Source organism: Pseudomonas sp. (assembly GCF_049300855.1).
GTDB lineage: Bacteria > Pseudomonadota > Gammaproteobacteria > Pseudomonadales > Pseudomonadaceae > Aquipseudomonas.
Window position 1 is genome coordinate 38347 of record NZ_JBAQKH010000035.1, and the last position, 17345, is coordinate 55691.

Sequence of the window (17345 nt, forward strand, 5' to 3'; positions counted from 1 at the left end):
CCGTCCTGTTATGATGAGCGCCCCGTTGAAAAGCCTCGGGGCAAAAGACGCCGTATTTAACCACAAGCGCGCAGCCGAAACCAAAGGCTGTGCCGACGCCCAGTCAGAGCATGTCCGATAAAATTGAACTTCGCGCAGAGGTGCCGTCCGATTTGGGCGGCCAACGCCTCGATCAAGTCGCCGCCCAACTCTTCGCTGAGCACTCACGCTCGCGCCTTTCCGCCTGGATCAAAGAAGGTCGCCTGACTGTGGACGGGGCGGTCATCCGCCCTCGCGACATCGTGCACGGCGGTGCCATCCTTGAACTGACTGCCGAGCAGGAAGCCCAGGGCGAGTGGATCGCCCAGGACATCGAGCTCGACATCGTCTATGAAGACGACGACATCCTGGTGATCAACAAGCCTGCGGGCCTGGTGGTGCACCCGGCTGCCGGTCACGCCGATGGCACCTTGCTCAACGCCTTGCTGCACCACGTGCCGGACATCATCAATGTCCCGCGCGCCGGTATCGTGCATCGTCTGGACAAGGACACCACCGGTTTGATGGTGGTGGCCAAGACCATTCAGGCACAGACAAAGCTTGTTACTCAATTGCAGAGTCGCAGCGTCAGCCGGATCTATGAGTGCATCGTGATTGGTGTCGTGACTGCCGGTGGCAAGATCAACGCCCCGATCGGTCGCCACGGTCAGCAGCGTCAGCGCATGGCGGTGATGGAAGGCGGCAAGCCTGCCGTCAGCCACTATCGCGTGCTGGAGCGTTTCCGTTCCCACACTCATGTGCGGGTGAAGCTGGAAACCGGTCGCACTCACCAGATCCGTGTGCACATGTCGCACATCAACTTCCCGTTGGTCGGCGACCCGGCGTACGGCGGTCGTTTCCGCATTCCGCCGGCGGCGAACCCGACGATGGTTGAATCGCTCAAGCATTTCCCGCGTCAGGCCCTGCATGCGCGTTTCCTTGAGCTGGATCATCCGACGACCGGTCAGCGCATGAGCTGGGAATCGCCGCTGCCAGAAGATTTCGTCTGGCTGCTGACCCTGCTCAAGCAGGATCGCGAGGCATTCATCGGATGAACTGGCTGACGCCGGACTGGCCCGCGCCGGCCAGCGTCAAAGCCTGCGTCACCACCCGCGAGGGCGGTGTCAGCGAGGCGCCGTTCGACAGCCTCAACCTGGGCGATCATGTCGATGATCGTCCTGAGGCTGTTGCCGAGAATCGTCGGCGCCTGACCGAGCTCTTCTCTATAGAGCCTGCCTGGTTGCAGCAAGTGCACGGCATTGCCGTGGCTCATGCTGATCCGGGCATTGTCGCGACCGCTGATGCCAGCTGGACAGCAACGCCCGGTATTGCCTGTGCGGCAATGACGGCGGATTGCTTGCCAGCATTGTTCTGCGATCGTGCCGGCACCCGTGTGGCGGCGGCTCATGCCGGTTGGCGCGGTCTGGCGGCTGGCGTGCTCGAGGCAACTCTCGACAGCCTCGATGTTCCGGCTGCAGAGGTGCTGGTCTGGCTGGGACCTGCTATTGGCCCGCAAGCCTTTGAAGTCGGCCAGGAAGTGCGGGAAGTCTTCATCAATCAATTGCCTGAAGCAGCCGAAGCTTTTGTGCCGAGCAACAATGCCGGCAAGTTCATGGCGGACATCTATATGCTGGCGCGCCTGCGTCTGGCTGAACGTGGTGTCACAGCGGTTTACGGCGGCGGTTTCTGCACCGTGACCGATCCGCGCTTCTTCTCTTATCGCCGTGCCTCGCGCACCGGTCGCTTTGCCTCCCTGGTTTGGCTCACCCGCTAAACTGTCTGATCTGCATCAACCCTCTGACGCTTGAATCTTGCAGAATCGACCGCATCTATAGCGGTATCTGGCAGGTTTCTTTATTCAGGATGGTTTTTAGGTCCGGCCTGCTCAAAAGGAAGGTGACTTATGCGAATAGACCGTTTAACCAGCAAATTACAGTTGGCCTTGTCCGACGCCCAGTCGTTGGCAGTCGGCCACGATCATCCGGCCATCGAGCCGGCGCACTTGATGCAAGCCATGCTTGAACAGCAGGGTGGTTCGATCAAGCCTCTGCTGATGCAGGTGGGCTTCGATGTCAACAGCTTGCGCAAAGAGCTGACCAAAGAGCTCGACCAATTACCGAAAATCCAGAACCCGACCGGCGACGTCAACATGTCGCAGGATCTGGCGCGTCTGCTCAATCAGGCTGACCGTCTGGCCCAACAGAAGGGCGATCAGTTCATCTCCAGTGAACTGGTGCTGCTCGCTGCGATGGACGAGAACAGCAAACTCGGCAAGTTGCTGCTCGGCCAGGGCGTGAGCAAAAAGGCCCTGGAAAACGCGATCAACAACCTGCGCGGTGGCGAAGCGGTAAATGACGCCAACCACGAAGAGTCGCGCCAGGCTTTGGATAAATACACCGTCGACCTGACCAAGCGCGCCGAAGACGGCAAACTCGATCCGGTGATCGGTCGTGATGACGAAATTCGCCGCACCATTCAGGTTCTGCAACGCCGCACCAAAAACAACCCGGTGCTGATCGGCGAGCCTGGCGTGGGTAAAACTGCGATTGCCGAAGGTCTGGCCCAGCGCATCATCAACGGCGAAGTGCCGGACGGCCTCAAAGGCAAGCGTCTGCTCTCGCTGGACATGGGTGCGCTGATTGCCGGTGCCAAGTATCGCGGTGAGTTCGAAGAGCGCCTGAAATCGCTGCTCAACGAGCTGTCGAAGCAGGAAGGGCAGATCATTCTGTTCATCGACGAACTGCACACCATGGTCGGCGCCGGTAAGGGCGAAGGCTCGATGGACGCTGGCAACATGCTCAAGCCGGCACTGGCGCGCGGCGAGTTGCACTGCGTTGGCGCGACCACGCTCAACGAGTACCGCCAATATATAGAGAAGGACGCGGCCCTCGAACGACGCTTCCAGAAAGTCCTGGTGGATGAGCCGAGCGAAGAAGACACCATCGCCATCCTGCGTGGCCTTAAAGAGCGTTACGAAGTTCACCACAAGGTGGCGATCACCGACGGCGCGATCATTGCCGCGGCCAAGCTCAGCCATCGCTACATCACCGATCGGCAATTGCCGGACAAGGCCATCGACCTGATCGACGAGGCCGCCAGCCGCATCCGCATGGAAATCGACTCCAAGCCGGAAGTGCTGGATCGTCTGGAACGTCGCCTGATTCAGTTGAAGGTGGAATCCCAGGCGCTGAAGAAAGAAAGCGACGAAGCGGCGATGAAACGTCTGGAGAAACTCCAGGAAGAAATCGTCCGTCTCGAACGTGAGTATTCCGATCTGGAAGAAATCTGGAACTCGGAAAAAGCCGAGGTGCAGGGTTCTGCACAGATTCAGCAGAAGATCGAACAATCGCGTCAGGAACTGGAAGCCGCGCGCCGCAAAGGCGACCTGAACCGCATGGCCGAGTTGCAGTACGGGGTGATCCCGGATCTGGAACGCAGCCTGCAAATGGTCGACCAGCACGGCAAGAGCGAAAACCAGTTGCTGCGCAGCAAGGTGACTGAGGAAGAGATCGCTGAAGTCGTGTCGAAGTGGACCGGCATTCCGGTGTCGAAAATGCTCGAAGGCGAGCGCGACAAACTGATGAAGATGGAAAGCCTGTTGCACAAACGGGTGATCGGTCAGGAAGAGGCAGTGGTCGCGGTGGCCAACGCAGTACGGCGTTCGCGTGCAGGGTTGTCCGATCCGAATCGTCCGAGCGGTTCGTTCATGTTCCTCGGCCCGACCGGTGTCGGTAAAACCGAGCTGTGCAAGGCGCTGGCCGAATTCCTCTTTGATACGGAAGAGGCGATGGTGCGGATCGACATGTCCGAGTTCATGGAGAAACATTCCGTGGCGCGGCTGATCGGTGCGCCACCGGGATACGTCGGCTACGAAGAGGGCGGTTACCTGACCGAGGCTGTGCGTCGCAAGCCTTACTCGGTGATCCTGCTGGACGAAGTCGAGAAGGCGCACCCGGATGTGTTCAACATCTTGCTGCAAGTGCTTGAGGATGGTCGCCTGACCGACAGCCATGGCCGTACGGTGGATTTCCGCAACACCGTGATCGTCATGACTTCGAACCTGGGGTCGGTACAGATCCAGGAACTGGTCGGTGATCGTGAGGCGCAGCGCGCAGCGGTGATGGATGCACTGACGTCGCACTTCCGTCCGGAGTTCATCAACCGGGTCGACGAAGTGGTGATCTTCGAGCCTTTGGCGCGGGATCAGATCGCGGGCATTACCGAGATTCAGTTGGGCCGTCTGCGCAGCCGTCTGGCCGAGCGCGAGTTGAAGCTGGAACTCAGCCCCGAAGCGATGGACAAGCTGATCGCCGTTGGCTACGACCCGGTGTATGGCGCACGTCCTTTGAAACGGGCAATTCAGCGCTGGATCGAAAACCCGCTGGCGCAGTTGATCCTTTCGGGTCATTTCATGCCGGGCGACACGGCAACCGGCAAGGTCGAGAACGACGAAATCGTTTTCAACTAAGTCCAAACGCCAATGAAAATTGGCAGGCCCCACATTGTGGGGCCTTTTTTTTCGTTAGGCTGTTGAACTCAAAGGAAAAGGCTTGTAAAGTGCGCCCCGCAGTCAGTCGCCAAGACGGTTTCAACTCACTGAGCTGAAATCTGAAATAAGTTGCAAATCATTAACTTGAAAGCAATTTAGGGGGTTGACAGAGGTGTTCTAGGTTGTAGAATAGCGCGCCTCAGACACACGAACGCAGCGATGCGAACGAGTGACTGGAAGCAACAAGTTTCACTGTTGTAAATTGAAATATGTAGTTCCGTGATAGCTCAGTCGGTAGAGCAAATGACTGTTAATCATTGGGTCCCAGGTTCGAGTCCTGGTCACGGAGCCAATTTCAAACCGGGGTATAGCGCAGTCCGGTAGCGCGCCTGCTTTGGGAGCAGGATGTCAGGAGTTCGAATCCCCTTACCCCGACCATTTTTGGGTCGTTAGCTCAGTTGGTAGAGCAGTTGGCTTTTAACCAATTGGTCGTAGGTTCGAATCCCACACGACCCACCATTTTTGAAACCAGTTAACGCTGGGATCGAATCTTAAGATCAGAGGCCAAAAGCGCTGATCGAAGAAGGCGATCTTTGAAAGGTCGCCTTTTTTTTACCGGGGTATAGCGCAGTCCGGTAGCGCGCCTGCTTTGGGAGCAGGATGTCAGGAGTTCGAATCCCCTTACCCCGACCATATTAAAAATCCTCGTATCGAAAGATACGGGGATTTTTTTTGTCCGACAAAAACTCATTTCCCCTTCAAGTCATCATACAACCTGCCGATAGCCCGCTAACACGAGGGGACTGCCATGGCTTCGCCCCTTGAATCTGGCCAATACAAGAATAAGGGCGTTCGTCATGTTGCTTCGTCAGTTGAATATTGCTCCCCGGGCGGCCCTGGGGTTCGCCCTGATCGCGGTGTTGGTGGCCTTGCTCGGCGTGTTTGCGCTGGGGCAGATGTCGAGTATTCGCGACAGTGAGGTCGCGGTAGAAAACCAGTGGCTGCCGAGCATTCGTGGCGGCGACGAGATTCGCGAGATCATGTTGCGCATCCGCACCATTTCGCTGCGCATGGCGCTGGATCAGGATCCGGCCAACATTGCGACTTACCGCAGCCAGATGGACACCCGCGACAAGGAGCTGAGCGAGAAAATCGCCGCCTACGACAAACTGGTCAACACCCCGGAAGGTCAGCAGCTATACGACCAGTTCAAGAAAACCTTCGCCGCCTATCGCAGTGGTATTGCTCAATCCTTTGCCCTCGCGGAGCAAGGCAAGCGTGATGAGCTGACCAGGTTGCTGCTGGTCGACATGAAAACCGTGGTCGATGGCTCCGGCAAGCAACTCAACGACCTGGCGGACCTGTTCGCCAAACAGGTCGCTGCCGAAAGCCAGAAGTCCGCTGCGCACTACGAAAACTCGCGCACGATCGTCAGCTTGTTCATTGCCTTGGCCGCACTGGCCACCGTGGCACTGGCGATGATGCTCACCCGCAGCATCGTTCGCCCGCTGAGCAGTGCAGTGAGCGCCGCAGAAAGTGTGGCGCAGGGTGATCTGACCCGGCCAATCGAAACCCATGGCAACGATGAAGTCAGCCGTTTGCTCAAAGCCCTGGCGACCATGCAGCAGAACCTGCGTGAGACGCTACAAGGCATCAGTGGTTCGGCCACGCAACTGGCGACCGCCGCCGATGAACTTAACGCGGTAACGCTCGACAGCACGCAGGGGCTGCAACAGCAGAACAATGAAATTGAACAAGCCGCGACGGCCGTCAACCAGATGACAGCAGCGGTGGAAGAGGTCGCACGCAATGCGGTGTCGACGTCTGACGCAACCCGTCAGTCCAGCGAGTCGGCGCATCTGGGTCAAGTGCGCGTCAGTGAGACCGCCACGGCCATCAATGCCCTGGCCAGCGATGTGCAACAGACCGGTGAGTTGGTGCAATCACTGGCTAACCAATCGCAGGACATCGGCAAAGTACTCGACGTGATCCGAGCGATCGCCGAGCAGACCAATCTGTTGGCGCTCAACGCGGCGATCGAAGCAGCGCGCGCCGGCGAGAGCGGCCGAGGTTTCGCCGTAGTGGCCGATGAAGTGCGGGCGCTGGCCTATCGCACGCAACAATCGACGCAGGAGATCGAGCAGATGGTCCAGGGCATGCGCAGCGGTTCGAGCCTGGCGCTGGACTCGATGCAGGCGAGCACGGCGCGGGCGACCACCACGCTGGCGCTGGCTGAGCGCGCCGGTGAGGCACTGCAAACCATTACCGCTTCGGTGCACGAGATCCATGAGCGCAATCTGGTCATTGCCAGCGCTGCGGAAGAACAAGCGCAAGTCGCGCGGGAAGTGGATCGCAATCTGGTGAATATTCGTGATTTGTCGGTACGCTCCGCCGCCGGTGCCGACCAGACCAGTGCCTCCAGTCATGAGTTGTCGCAACTGGCCAACGCCTTGCAGGGCATGGTGCGGCGCTTCCAGTTATAAACGGGCAGACGTGAAAAAGCCGCGTTTCTGCGTAGAGAAGCGCGGCTTGGTTTTTTCTGCTGATCAGGCGCCGTCTTGGTCTTTCAGGTGTTCAAACAGGCCTTTCGGCATCTTCTTGCCGTTGGCTTCAAAGTTGGCCTTCACGTTGTTGTAGGCCTCTTGCTCGTCGATGAAGCCGTCATGGTTGGTGTCGATCTTGTCGAAATCGGACTTCGGCGCGACTTTGAGGAATTCGGCACGGGAGACCTTGCCGTCACCGTCGCTGTCCGTCTTGGCCATCGACGCGTCGCCACATTTACCTTCGCCGCATTTGCCTTCAGGGGCTTTCACCGAGGTTTCTGCCGAAGCGACCATGTAACCCTGGGTCAAGGGCTGCGCGGCGAATACCGAGCCTGACAACATCAGGCCGCCAGCCAGAACCGCGCCGACCAGGCCAAGGGAGTTTTTAGCGAGAGTTGAAGTACGGGACATTTACATTCTCCTGGGCTGCGCTGCGCAACCACACGTTAAGGATACTTGCCTGAGCAGGTGTTGCTCGGGTGTGGCCATTAAGCGGTGGCGGTGTATCGCGTCTGTGTCGTGCAGCGGGGGAGTTTGTAAGCGAAGGTCGGAAATGTGGGGCGGGGATACAGTAAGAAACAGATCTTTCGATCAACACAAAACATTGTGGGAGCGAGCTTGCTCGCGAAAGCGTTCTGTCAGTCAATGTTGCTGCGACTGATCAAAAGCTTTCGCGAGCAAGCTCGCTCCCACAGGTTTTAGTGCAGTTTCAGGCGCGGTTCAGTGCCACGGCCAATCTTGCTGCCGAGCATCAACATCGCCGTGCGGAACGGCCCGTACAACGCCATCTGGTGCATGCGATACAGCGACACGTAAAACATCCGCGCCAGCCAGCCTTCGAGCATCACGCTACCCGTCAGGTTGCCCATCAAGTTACCCACCGCCGAAAAGCGCGACAGCGAGATCAGCGAGCCGTAATCGGTGTACTTGTACTCCGGGAGGGTCTTGCCTTCGATGCGCAATTTCAGCGACTTGGCCAGCAGCGATGCCTGTTGGTGCGCGGCTTGCGCACGCGGCGGCACGTTACGATCGGTGCCCGGTTGCGGGCACGCGGCGCAGTCACCGAAAGCGAAGATGTTCTCGTCGCGGGTGGTTTGCAGCGTCGGCAATACCTGCAGTTGATTGATGCGGTTGGTTTCCAGACCGTCGATGTCCTTGAGGAACCCCGGCGCGCGAATGCCCGCTGCCCAGACTTTCAGGCTGGCCTTGATCTCGTTGCCGTCGGCGGTGATCAGGCTGTCGACGGTCACTTCGCTGACCGAGGCATTGGTCATCACATTCACCCCGAGTTTTTCCAGGGTCTTGTGCACCGGCCCGCTGATGCGCTCCGGCAGGGCGGGCAACACCCGTGGACCAGCTTCGATCAGGGTGATGTGCATGTTTTCCGGTTTGATCCGGTCCAGGCCATAAGCCGCCAGTTCATGGGCAGCGTTGTGCAGTTCTGCCGCCAGTTCAACGCCCGTCGCGCCGGCACCGACGATCGCCACGCTGATCTGCTCGACCACATCGGTTTGCCCGGCGTGAGCACGCAGATAGTGGTTGAGCAGTTGCTGGTGGAAGCGCTCTGCCTGTTTGCGGGTGTCGAGGAACAGGCAGTGTTGCGCCGCGCCCTGGGTGCCGAAATCGTTGGTGGTGCTGCCGACACTGATCACCAGTGAGTCGTACTGCACTTCACGCGCCGGTACCAGTTCGACGCCGTTTTCGTCGTAAGTCGCGGCCAGCTGGATTTTTTTCTGTGCGCGATCGAGCCCGCTCATGCGCCCCAGCTGGAACTCGAAGTGGTTCCATTTCGCCTGGGCAACATAGTTGAGTTCGTCTTCGGAAGAGTTCAGCGATCCGGCGGCCACTTCGTGCAGCAAGGGCTTCCAGATGTGCGTCAGGTTGGCGTCGACCAGCATCACACTGGCCGTGCCGCGCTTGCCCAGGGTCTTACCCAGGCGGGTAGCCAACTCCAGACCGCCGGCGCCGCCGCCGACAATAACAATACGATGGGACATGGGGATAACTCGCAAGGTTTTTAAAGGAAATCTTTGTCGTCATTACCCAAGCGAGCGCCAGGCAGCTCATAGCGTCAGGTAACTGATAAATCGGCTCAACAGGCCCAGACCAATGGTCACTGCCAGCACCAGCACGAGGAGCATCCACGGCCGGAAAGGCCGGCGCTCGACTCGGTGTTGGGACAGTTGCAGGTACTCTTCGACATGTTTCTGGTCTTCGGGGTTCAGGCGGCTGGTCATATTTGCCTCGTCAGGTAGACGTTGCTGAATGGGCAGAAGCTACAGCGGTTTTTATCCGGGGTTGAACGCAGCATAGCCGCTGTCCGGAACCGGTTCGACGCTCACCCGGTCTTCGAGGCGAATGATCCCGCTTTGTAACACCCGCGCGGTAATTCCGCCATGGCCGCGCACCGCTTGAAAGGTGCCCGGGCCGAGGTTGTTCTGCAGGCGTGCGCAGGGCTGACACCAGCCCGTGGTTTCGAATATTGCCTGACCGATGCGAAAGCGCCGACCTTTCAGACTGAACAAATTGATACCGCTGATAACCAGATTGCGCCGCAGATCTTCAGGCCTGACCGGTTGATCGTCCGGGCGCCCCATCAACGCGTTGATCACCGCTAAATGCTCCCACTGAATCAGTGTCACCTGCCGTGCATTACGCACTCCGGGACGGGCGTGGTCCCCCGTCAGTCCGGCTTCAAGTCGTGCCTCTACGGCATCCAGTTCGATCATCGGCCCACGGGACTCGGGGCGCACGCCAATCCAGCGCACGCATCCGGTCTGCGGTACATCGGCGATCAATTGCTGAAGTGGTGTCACAGGCTGATTCCCACATCAAAAACGATGCTGCGACCGAGGTTGCTGCGCAGAAAATCCGGCGCGTCCGGGTGGGCGAACAGCACGCGGGCGAAGGTCGGGCCGACCAGCGACAGCGAGCGCCAGCCCTGACGCAGATATTCGGTAGGCGGTGGAAAATGGCTGTTCAAATCCAGTACTTCTCGTTTGAGGCTGGCGAAGGCGATGATGTCCAGTTCGCCCAAATCCATGCCGCGCTCTTTGTAGTTGTGCGCTTTCTTGCGCAGGGTTGGTGCCAGTCGCAGCAGGAATTCATTGGCCGGGATGCGTTTGGGTTTGGCTTCGCGACGCACCAGTTGGCTCAGGGAGAAAGCGCTGCGTCGTCGCTGTAATTCATCGCGCCATTCGTCGTTGAGCCGGCGCCCCTCATCGAGCACGAAGAACACCTCGAAATTGGCATCGCGAAACAGTACGTCCGGCGGTTCGCCGGCCGGCGCGAATTCGTCGGCGCGGTAGGGAATGTTCAGGCCTTGCAGCAGGCGCTGGCAAACCCAACGCTCACGCTCCCATTTGCGGGCATTGGACAGAAAGGCGTTGGCCTGCTCGGCCGCGATGGTCAGCAGGCGTAAATAATCTGAGTCATCCATAAGCCCAAGCTTAGCGTTCAAATGCGACAAGCTGAAAGCGTTCCGCGGCAAAGTGCATCAGTGGGCAGTGGAGAAGGGCGGTGTAGACTCATGGAAATCGATTATTTGCGCCAAACCGTGAGGACTCATCGTGAAATTTCGCTGGCTGCTGCTGTTTGCTGTTTTTCCGCTGTGTGCCCATGCACTCGAAACCGGTGAGCGTCTGGCTCCCTGGACGTTGCTCGATCAGTACGAGCAACCCTTCACCCTCGACAACAGCACCACCACGCTGCTGGTGGCACGCGATATGGACGGCGCCAAACTGATCAAGGAAGCGTTGAAGGACCAACCCAAGGGCTATCTGGAGGCCCGTCACGCGGTGTTCGTTGCCGACATCCAGCGCATGCCGGCGCTGATTGCCAAAATGTTTGCCGTACCGGCCATGCGCGACTACCACTATCGGGTCATGCTGGATCGAGAAGGCCGGGTTGCGTCGCGCTATCCCGGCGCGGAAGGCCAGGTGTTGTGGTTGCAACTCAAGGACGGTCGATTGCTCTCGCAACGTGAGTACGCCAACGCGGGTGACCTGCGCGAGGCACTGGAGAAGGCGCGCCCATGATCGGCGTCGAGGTGCTGGCAAATGAAAGCCTGCTGCTGGGCTGGCTGATTTATCTGCCGGTGCTGCTCTGGGCAATCGTGCGTGCACCATGGGTCGAGTTGTTCAGCGACAGCCGGCGTCAGCATCTGCTGTTCGGCACCGTGTTTGCGTTGTTTCTGTTGTGGTTGATGCGCAGGGATTTCGACACGGGCGTGTCGTATCACTTCCTCGGCATGACGGCGGTAACCCTGTTGCTGGACTGGCCGCTGGCGATCGTTGGCGGACTGGTGGCGCAAATCGGCCTGGTGCTGCTCGGACGTCAGGATCTTGCGGCGATGGGGGTCAATGGCGCCTTGTTCATTTTGCTGCCGGTGCTGGTCACCGAGTGCGTGGCAATCCTTGTCGAGCGTGCTCAACCGCGCAATCCGTTCGTGTACATCTTCTGTAGCGGATTTTTTGCCGCCGCGCTGTCGGCCCTGTTGTGCCTGATCCTCAGTCTGACACTGCTGTGGTACGACGGCCTCTTCGCCATGCCGGAATGGCTGGAGGATTTCATCGGTTATCTGTGGCTGCTGATATTCCCCGAGGCGTTCATCAACGGCATGATCGTCAGTGCGCTGGTGGTATTCAGCCCGGAATGGCTGGAGACCTTCAACCGCACGCGCTACCTTTCGGCGCCCTGGAAGGACGACGATCCGAAGTCTTGATCCACATCAAACCCGCCACGCGCGGGAAATTTCATGCTCGCGCAAATCTCTTCAGGAGCAGCGGCATGAGCGTTTACGAGTGGGCAAGGCAGGAAACCCGGCAGAGTCTGGACATGGCGCAGGAGGTAGGCTTTGATCCGGGCTTGAGTTTGCGCGCCTTGCTCAGTGCGGTGGTGCAGCAGAGCAAGGCCGTGCGCAACGCCGAAGACCTGGCTGACGAGTTGCGTTTTCTCGCAGAAAACCTCGACGACGATCAGGACTACGGCTTTATGCGGCCCTGACCGGATCAGTGACGCGGATCGAAGTCGCCGGAAAACAGTTCGTCTTCTGCGTCCGGTGCGACCGGAATCTTGTGTTCTTCCGACGCCCAGGCGCCGAGGTCGATCAGCTTGCAACGATCGGAGCAGAACGGACGGAATTTGTTCTCGGGAGTGAATTCCACGGGGGCGCCACAGGTTGGGCATTCTACGGTGGGGATCTGGCTCATGCTTGGCCTCCGGATAAAGTCAGGTAAAAGTGATGCAGGCGCTCGACCTCGCTGTGCAGCCAGGCAAGGTCGCGGTCATTGACCACCACGTCGTCGGCACGGCTCACACGGTCTTCGCGGCTCGATTGAGCCTTGAGGATCGCCTGAACCTGCTGCTCGCTGGTCTGGTCACGCTGCAAGGTGCGTTCGATCTGCAGTTGCTGCGGGGCGTCGATGACCAGGATGCGCTGGGTCATCGTGTATTGCCCGGATTCGATCAGCAGCGGTGAAACCAGAATCGCATAAGGCGATTTTGCCAGCGCCAGATGGTGCGCGATCTCCTCGGCGATCAACGGATGCAGCAACGCTTCGAGCCAGCGTCGTTGCTCCGGTAGTTCAAAGATCAGTTTGCGCAGCGCGGCGCGGTCCAGCGTGCCATCGGCTTGCAGTACGCTGGGGCCGAAATGCTCGGCAATCCTTGCCAGCGCCGGGCGACCCGGTTCGACTACCCAGCGGGCAGCGTGATCGGCATCCACGACGTGGATACCCAGATCAATGAAGTGCTGAGCCGCTGCGCTTTTGCCGCTGCCGATGCCGCCGGTGAGGCCGAGAATCCAGGGTTTTTCCACAGGGGTATTCATTTCAAACCGACAAACTGCCAATAGAAGTCGGTTATTTGACCACCCCAGAGCAAGGCAATCCAGCCGGCAATTGCCAGATAGGGGCCGAAGGGGATCGGCGTCGAGGTTTTCTGCTCGCGCAGACGCAGCAGAATTACCCCGATGATGGCGCCAACCAGCGACGACAACAGGATCGTCAGCGGCAAAATCTGCCAGCCGCCCCACGCGCCGAGCAGCGCCAACAGCTTGAAATCACCGTGGCCGATGCCGTCCTTGCCCGTCAGCAGTTTGAACAGCCAGAACACCGACCACAGCGCCAGGTAACCGGCGACCGCGCCCCACAGTGCATCGTGCAAGGGTACGAACAGGCCGAAACTGTTGACGATCAACCCTAGCCACAGCAGCGGCAGCACCAGCACATCGGGCAGCAGCTGATGCGCGGTGTCGATCAGGCTCATCGCCAGCAAGCCCCAGGTGAGGACGATCAGCAGGCACGCCGGCCAGCCAAACCCCACATGCCAGGCGACATATGCCGAGAGCAGGCCGCAGGCCAGTTCGGTCAGTGGATAACGTTTGCTGATGGGTGCAGTGCACGCCGAGCAGCGCCCACGCAGCCACAGGTAACTCAACAGAGGAATGTTTTCCCACGCGCGGATCCGGTGCGCGCAGTGCGGGCATTCGGAGTGCGGCAGCATCAGATTGTAGGTGTGCAGTGGCGCTTCTACGGGCAAGCCGAGCACATCACGGGCCTGTTGGCGCCAGTCGCGCTCGAGCATTTTCGGCAGGCGCCAGACCAGTACATTGAGGAAGCTGCCGACCACCAGGCCGAGCAGCAATGCGGTGCCGACAAAGGCCAGCGGATACAGGGCGAACAGTTCGTCGATAGGCATGTCAGATCGCTGAGCCGAGTTGGAAGATCGGCAGGTACATGGCCACCACCAGTCCACCGACGATAACGCCCAGCACCACCATGATGAACGGCTCCATCAGGCTGGTGAGGTTATCGACCATGTTATCCACTTCTTCCTCGTAAAAGCCGGCAACCTTGTCGAGCATTTCATCGAGTGCGCCGGACTCTTCGCCGATCGCAGTCATCTGCACGGCCATGTTCGGAAATACGCCGGTGCTGCGCATCGAAAAATTCAACTGCATACCGGTCGAGACATCCTGACGAATCCGCAGCACGGCGCGTTTGAACACCACATTGCCGGTGGCCCCCGCCACCGAGTCGAGCGCCTCCACCAGTGGCACACCGGCGGCGAACGTGGTCGACAGGGTACGGGCGAAACGGGCCACGGCGGACTTGTACATCAATGTGCCCACCAGCGGCAGTTTCAACAGCCAGGTGTCTTTACGATCGCGCAAGGCCTGGGATGTTTTCAGTGCATGGCGGATGCCGAAAATCGCCGCGACCAGCGCACCGAGAATCGCCCACCACCATTGCTGCATGAACTCCGAAAGGCTGATCACCATCAACGTGAACGCCGGCAGTTCGGCGCCGAAGCCGGAAAACACCGACTGAAATTGCGGCACCACTTTCACCAGCAGAATCCCGGTCACTACGGCCGCCACCAGCACCACTGCGCTCGGATAGGTCATGGCTTTTTTGATCTTGGCCTTGAGCCGTTCGCTTTTTTCCTTATAGGTCGCGACCCGCTCCAGCAACGTATCGAGGGCGCCAGATTGCTCGCCGGCATCGACCAGATTGCAGTACAACTCGTCGAAATATTGCGGCTTCTTGCGCAGGGCCGTGGCGAAGCTGTTACCCGCCGCGACCTCCTGTTTGACCTCGTCGACCAGTTTGCGCATGGCCGGGTTTTCGAAGCCCTCGCCAATGATGTCGAACGACTGCAGCAGCGGCACGCCGGCCTTCATCATCGTCGCCATCTGCCGGGTGAACAGGGCAATGTCCTGGGCTTTGATACGTTTGCCAAAGCTCAACAGTGATGCGGATTTTTTGCGCACCTTGCCCGGGCTGATCCCTTGTTTGCGCAACTGAGCCTTGATCAATGCCGGATTTTGCCCGCTCAACTCGCCGGTGACTTTGCTGCCTTTTCTGTCCGTACCTTCCCAGGCATAGACGCTGATTTTCACTGCCTTGACCGCCATGTTCAGTCCTTGGTGACCCGGTTGATTTCTTCAAGGCTGGTGATGCCTTGCATGGCTTTGTGCAGCCCGGCGGTGCGCAGGTCGTCGAAACCGTCGCGGCGCATTTGAATGTCGATTTCCAGAGAATTGCCTTCGGCCATGATCAATCGTTGCAGTTCTGCGGTGTTTTTCACCACTTCATAAATCCCCACGCGTCCCTTGTAGCCGCCGTTGCAGTGATCGCAACCGACCGGCTCGTAGATCGTGAAATGGCCGATGCGTTCCTCGGGGAAACCTTCCTTGATCAGGGTTTCACGCGGGATCTCGATGGGCTTCTTGCAGTGGCTGCACAATTTGCGCGCCAGGCGTTGGGCGATGATCAGGCTGACCGAAGTGGCGATGTTGAAGCCGGGAATGCCCATGTTGTGCAGACGCGTCAGGGTTTCCGCGGCGCTGTTGGTGTGCAGGGTCGAAAGCACCAGGTGACCGGTCTGCGCAGCCTTGATCGCGATCTCGGCGGTTTCCAGATCGCGGATCTCGCCGACCATGATCACGTCCGGGTCCTGACGCAGAAACGAACGCAGCGCCTGAGCAAAATCCAGACCTTGCCTTGGATTGACGTTGACCTGATTGATGCCTTCCATGTTGATCTCCACCGGGTCTTCGGCAGTGGAAATATTGATGTCGACAGTGTTGAGAATATTCAGCCCGGTGTACAGCGACACGGTCTTGCCAGAACCGGTAGGCCCGGTGACCAGAATCATCCCCTGCGGCTGCTTCAGCGCGGCCAGGTACAACTCTTTCTGCGCCGGCTCATAGCCGAGTGCGTCGATACCGATCTGCGCACTGGAGGGGTCGAGGATCCGGATCACCACTTTCTCGCCCCACAGGGTCGGCAGGGTGTTGACCCGAAAATCGATCGACTTGCTTTTTGACAGGCGCATCTTGATTCGCCCGTCCTGCGGTTTGCGCCGTTCCGAGATATCGAGGCTGGCCATGACTTTCAGGCGTGCGGCGATGCGTCCAGCCAGTTGAATCGGCGGCTTGGCCACTTCACGCAGGATGCCGTCGGTGCGCACCCGCACCCGGTAGTTTTTCTCATAAGGTTCGAAGTGCAAGTCGGAAGAACCGCTCTTGATCGCATCGAGCAGCATCTTGTGCACGAAGCGCACCACCGGCGCATCGTCGGCGTCGAGTCCGCCGATAGCGTCTTGCTTGTTGTCGTCGATGGACTCGACATCGACCCCGTCGAGATCGACATCGGCCATGTCCTCCAGACCACTGGCGTGGGTGTCAAAGAACTTTTCGATGGCGTCGCTGAGCTTGTCGTCCTCGACCAGAATGGCTTCGGTGCTCAGGCCGGTGCTGAACTGAATGTCGTTGATCGCTTGATGATTGCTCGGGTCGGAAATCCCCACGAACAGTTTGTTGCCGCGCCGCCACAAAGGCAGGGCGTGGTGCTGGCGCACGAGTTTTTCGCTGACCAGTCCCTTGGGCTGGGTTTCCTTGTCCAGGCAATTGAGATCAAGAAACGCCATGCCGAAATGTTCGGAAGCGATCTCGGCGACCTGTGAGCTTTTCACCAGTTTGTTCTGCACCAGATAGCTGACCAGCGACAGGCGATTGCGCTGGGCCTGTTGCCAGGCCTGCTGGGCAGTTTTTTCCGTGAGCAGTTCGGCCTGGACCAATTGCTTGGCCAGACCGCTCAGAGCGATGTCATTCATGGGGATTCCGCACGCTTGCAGTTCATGACTTATAGCCTAGTCAAGTGACAGCGCCAAACACGGTGGGTGCAGGTGACAAAAAGTGTCAGATAGTGCGGTTGCAGGTTGTAGGAAATGGCGTTGTACACGCTTTGCGCCCAATGGGCGGGGGCTGGAGGCATTGGCATGGCCTATGCTGCGTCCCTTGCAGATCATGAGATTTCGACTCATGCATGGAGCGTGTCTATGAAAAAACAACAAGGTTTTACTCTGATCGAGCTGCTGATCGTGGTGGCGATCATCGGGATTCTGGCGACCATCGCCTTGCCGCAATATTCCAAATATCAGGCGCGGTCGAAGGTGACGGCGGGGCTGGCGGAGATCAGTGCGATGAAAGTGCCGTTCGAGGACACCATCAACCAAGGTACCGCTCCGGATATAGCCGCTGTGAACGGCGGTACAACCACCACCTCCAACTGTACGGTGGCGGTTACAGGTACAGCGGCGACGGGGGCGGGCAGCATCAGCTGCACACTGCTAAACGCTCCGGGACCGGTACTGGGCAAAACTGTCACCCTCACTCGTTCGGGCGCTGCTACCGGTAATACCTCTGGCACTTGGACCTGTGCCACTACTGTTAACCCGGATTATTCGCCAAAAGGCTGTACCGCCAGCGGTACGTGATGGCTCGCTTG

General features: G+C 58.9%; 18 protein-coding genes, 4 tRNA genes and 1 pseudogene. 13 read left to right on the plus strand and 10 right to left on the minus strand.

Features of this window, described 5'->3' with window-relative positions:
- Positions 1-110 precede the first annotated feature (110 nt).
- From rluD to WA225_RS19870, 9 genes and pseudogenes are all read left to right on the plus strand, one after another.
- Positions 111-1073 (plus strand): 23S rRNA pseudouridine(1911/1915/1917) synthase RluD, encoded by a 963-nt coding sequence (gene rluD / locus WA225_RS19830; RefSeq protein WP_422609247.1) that lies wholly within the window; start codon positions 111-113, stop codon positions 1071-1073.
- A complete protein-coding gene (gene pgeF / locus WA225_RS19835) occupies positions 1070-1792 on the plus strand; it encodes a peptidoglycan editing factor PgeF (protein WP_422609248.1) in 723 nt (240 codons plus the stop codon). Before rluD ends, pgeF begins: the two co-directional genes overlap by 4 nt.
- A gap of 129 nt (positions 1793-1921) precedes the next feature.
- Positions 1922-4486 (plus strand): ATP-dependent chaperone ClpB, encoded by a 2565-nt coding sequence (clpB, locus tag WA225_RS19840; RefSeq protein ID WP_064118713.1) that lies wholly within the window; start codon positions 1922-1924, stop codon positions 4484-4486.
- A gap of 297 nt (positions 4487-4783) precedes the next feature.
- Positions 4784-4859, plus strand: a tRNA-Asn gene (locus WA225_RS19845).
- 9 nt (positions 4860-4868) lie between these two features.
- Positions 4869-4945: transfer RNA gene (locus tag WA225_RS19850), tRNA-Pro, on the plus strand.
- 5 nt (positions 4946-4950) lie between these two features.
- Positions 4951-5026, plus strand: a tRNA-Lys gene (locus tag WA225_RS19855).
- 97 nt (positions 5027-5123) lie between these two features.
- A tRNA-Pro gene (locus WA225_RS19860) sits at positions 5124-5200 on the plus strand.
- A 164-nt stretch (positions 5201-5364) separates the two neighbouring features.
- Positions 5365-6135: pseudogene (locus tag WA225_RS19865) on the plus strand (MCP four helix bundle domain-containing protein); the annotation flags it as partial.
- The gene (locus tag WA225_RS19870) at positions 6127-6990 is read left to right on the plus strand and encodes a methyl-accepting chemotaxis protein (RefSeq protein WP_371044025.1); all 864 of its coding nucleotides are present in this window, start codon (positions 6127-6129) and stop codon (positions 6988-6990) included. The pseudogene WA225_RS19865 and the gene WA225_RS19870, both read left to right, overlap by 9 nt.
- A 63-nt stretch (positions 6991-7053) precedes the next feature.
- Here WA225_RS19870 and WA225_RS19875 read toward each other — a convergent pair whose 3' ends face one another.
- The 5 genes from WA225_RS19875 to WA225_RS19895 form a co-directional block, all read right to left on the minus strand.
- Positions 7054-7461 carry an EF-hand domain-containing protein gene (locus WA225_RS19875; protein WP_422609249.1) on the minus strand — a complete coding sequence of 136 codons (408 nt, stop codon included), beginning with the start codon at positions 7459-7461 and terminating at the stop codon, positions 7054-7056.
- A 287-nt stretch (positions 7462-7748) separates the two neighbouring features.
- The gene (locus tag WA225_RS19880) at positions 7749-9047 is read right to left on the minus strand and encodes an NAD(P)/FAD-dependent oxidoreductase (RefSeq protein ID WP_422609250.1); all 1299 of its coding nucleotides are present in this window, start codon (positions 9045-9047) and stop codon (positions 7749-7751) included.
- Positions 9048-9113: 66 nt separating this feature from the next.
- Positions 9114-9287, minus strand: coding sequence for a DUF3094 domain-containing protein (locus WA225_RS19885; protein ID WP_007909875.1), 174 nt, complete (start codon positions 9285-9287; stop codon positions 9114-9116).
- A 51-nt stretch (positions 9288-9338) separates the two neighbouring features.
- The gene (locus tag WA225_RS19890; RefSeq protein ID WP_422609251.1) at positions 9339-9866 is read right to left on the minus strand and encodes an MOSC domain-containing protein; all 528 of its coding nucleotides are present in this window, start codon (positions 9864-9866) and stop codon (positions 9339-9341) included.
- On the minus strand, positions 9863-10489 hold the full coding sequence (locus WA225_RS19895; protein WP_007909887.1) for a DUF1780 domain-containing protein: 627 nt from the start codon (positions 10487-10489) through the stop codon (positions 9863-9865). Before WA225_RS19895 ends, WA225_RS19890 begins: the two co-directional genes overlap by 4 nt.
- 130 nt (positions 10490-10619) lie before the next feature.
- Between WA225_RS19895 and WA225_RS19900 the strand changes: the two genes are divergently transcribed.
- From WA225_RS19900 to WA225_RS19910, 3 genes are all read left to right on the plus strand, one after another.
- Entirely contained in the window at positions 10620-11087 is a 468-nt protein-coding gene (locus WA225_RS19900; protein WP_099757211.1) for an FAD/FMN-containing dehydrogenase, read from the plus strand.
- Entirely contained in the window at positions 11084-11773 is a 690-nt protein-coding gene (locus WA225_RS19905) for an energy-coupling factor ABC transporter permease (RefSeq protein WP_422609252.1), read from the plus strand. Before WA225_RS19900 ends, WA225_RS19905 begins: the two co-directional genes overlap by 4 nt.
- A 65-nt stretch (positions 11774-11838) precedes the next feature.
- Positions 11839-12054 carry a hypothetical protein gene (locus WA225_RS19910; protein WP_007909901.1) on the plus strand — a complete coding sequence of 72 codons (216 nt, stop codon included), beginning with the start codon at positions 11839-11841 and terminating at the stop codon, positions 12052-12054.
- Between the two features lie 5 nt (positions 12055-12059).
- On the opposite strand, the gene yacG is transcribed toward WA225_RS19910, so the two are convergent.
- From yacG to pilB, 5 genes are read right to left on the minus strand one after another with little or no spacing between them, the layout of a single operon-like run.
- Entirely contained in the window at positions 12060-12260 is a 201-nt protein-coding gene (gene yacG, locus WA225_RS19915; RefSeq protein ID WP_007959585.1) for a DNA gyrase inhibitor YacG, read from the minus strand.
- Positions 12257-12880 (minus strand): dephospho-CoA kinase, encoded by a 624-nt coding sequence (gene coaE / locus WA225_RS19920; protein WP_422609253.1) that lies wholly within the window; start codon positions 12878-12880, stop codon positions 12257-12259. The genes yacG and coaE overlap by 4 nt, the downstream gene beginning before the upstream one ends.
- Positions 12877-13749: a prepilin peptidase gene (locus WA225_RS19925; protein ID WP_422609254.1), complete on the minus strand. Its 873-nt coding sequence runs from the start codon at positions 13747-13749 to the stop codon at positions 12877-12879. Before WA225_RS19925 ends, coaE begins: the two co-directional genes overlap by 4 nt.
- A gap of 1 nt (position 13750) precedes the next feature.
- Positions 13751-14968: a type II secretion system F family protein gene (locus WA225_RS19930; RefSeq protein WP_422609255.1), complete on the minus strand. Its 1218-nt coding sequence runs from the start codon at positions 14966-14968 to the stop codon at positions 13751-13753.
- Positions 14969-14970: 2 nt separating this feature from the next.
- Positions 14971-16671 (minus strand): type IV-A pilus assembly ATPase PilB, encoded by a 1701-nt coding sequence (gene pilB, locus WA225_RS19935; protein WP_422609256.1) that lies wholly within the window; start codon positions 16669-16671, stop codon positions 14971-14973.
- Positions 16672-16896: 225 nt separating this feature from the next.
- On the opposite strand from pilB, the gene WA225_RS19940 reads away from it, so the two are divergent.
- The gene (locus tag WA225_RS19940; protein WP_422609257.1) at positions 16897-17334 is read left to right on the plus strand and encodes a pilin; all 438 of its coding nucleotides are present in this window, start codon (positions 16897-16899) and stop codon (positions 17332-17334) included.
- The last annotated feature ends 11 nt before the right edge of the window (positions 17335-17345 follow it).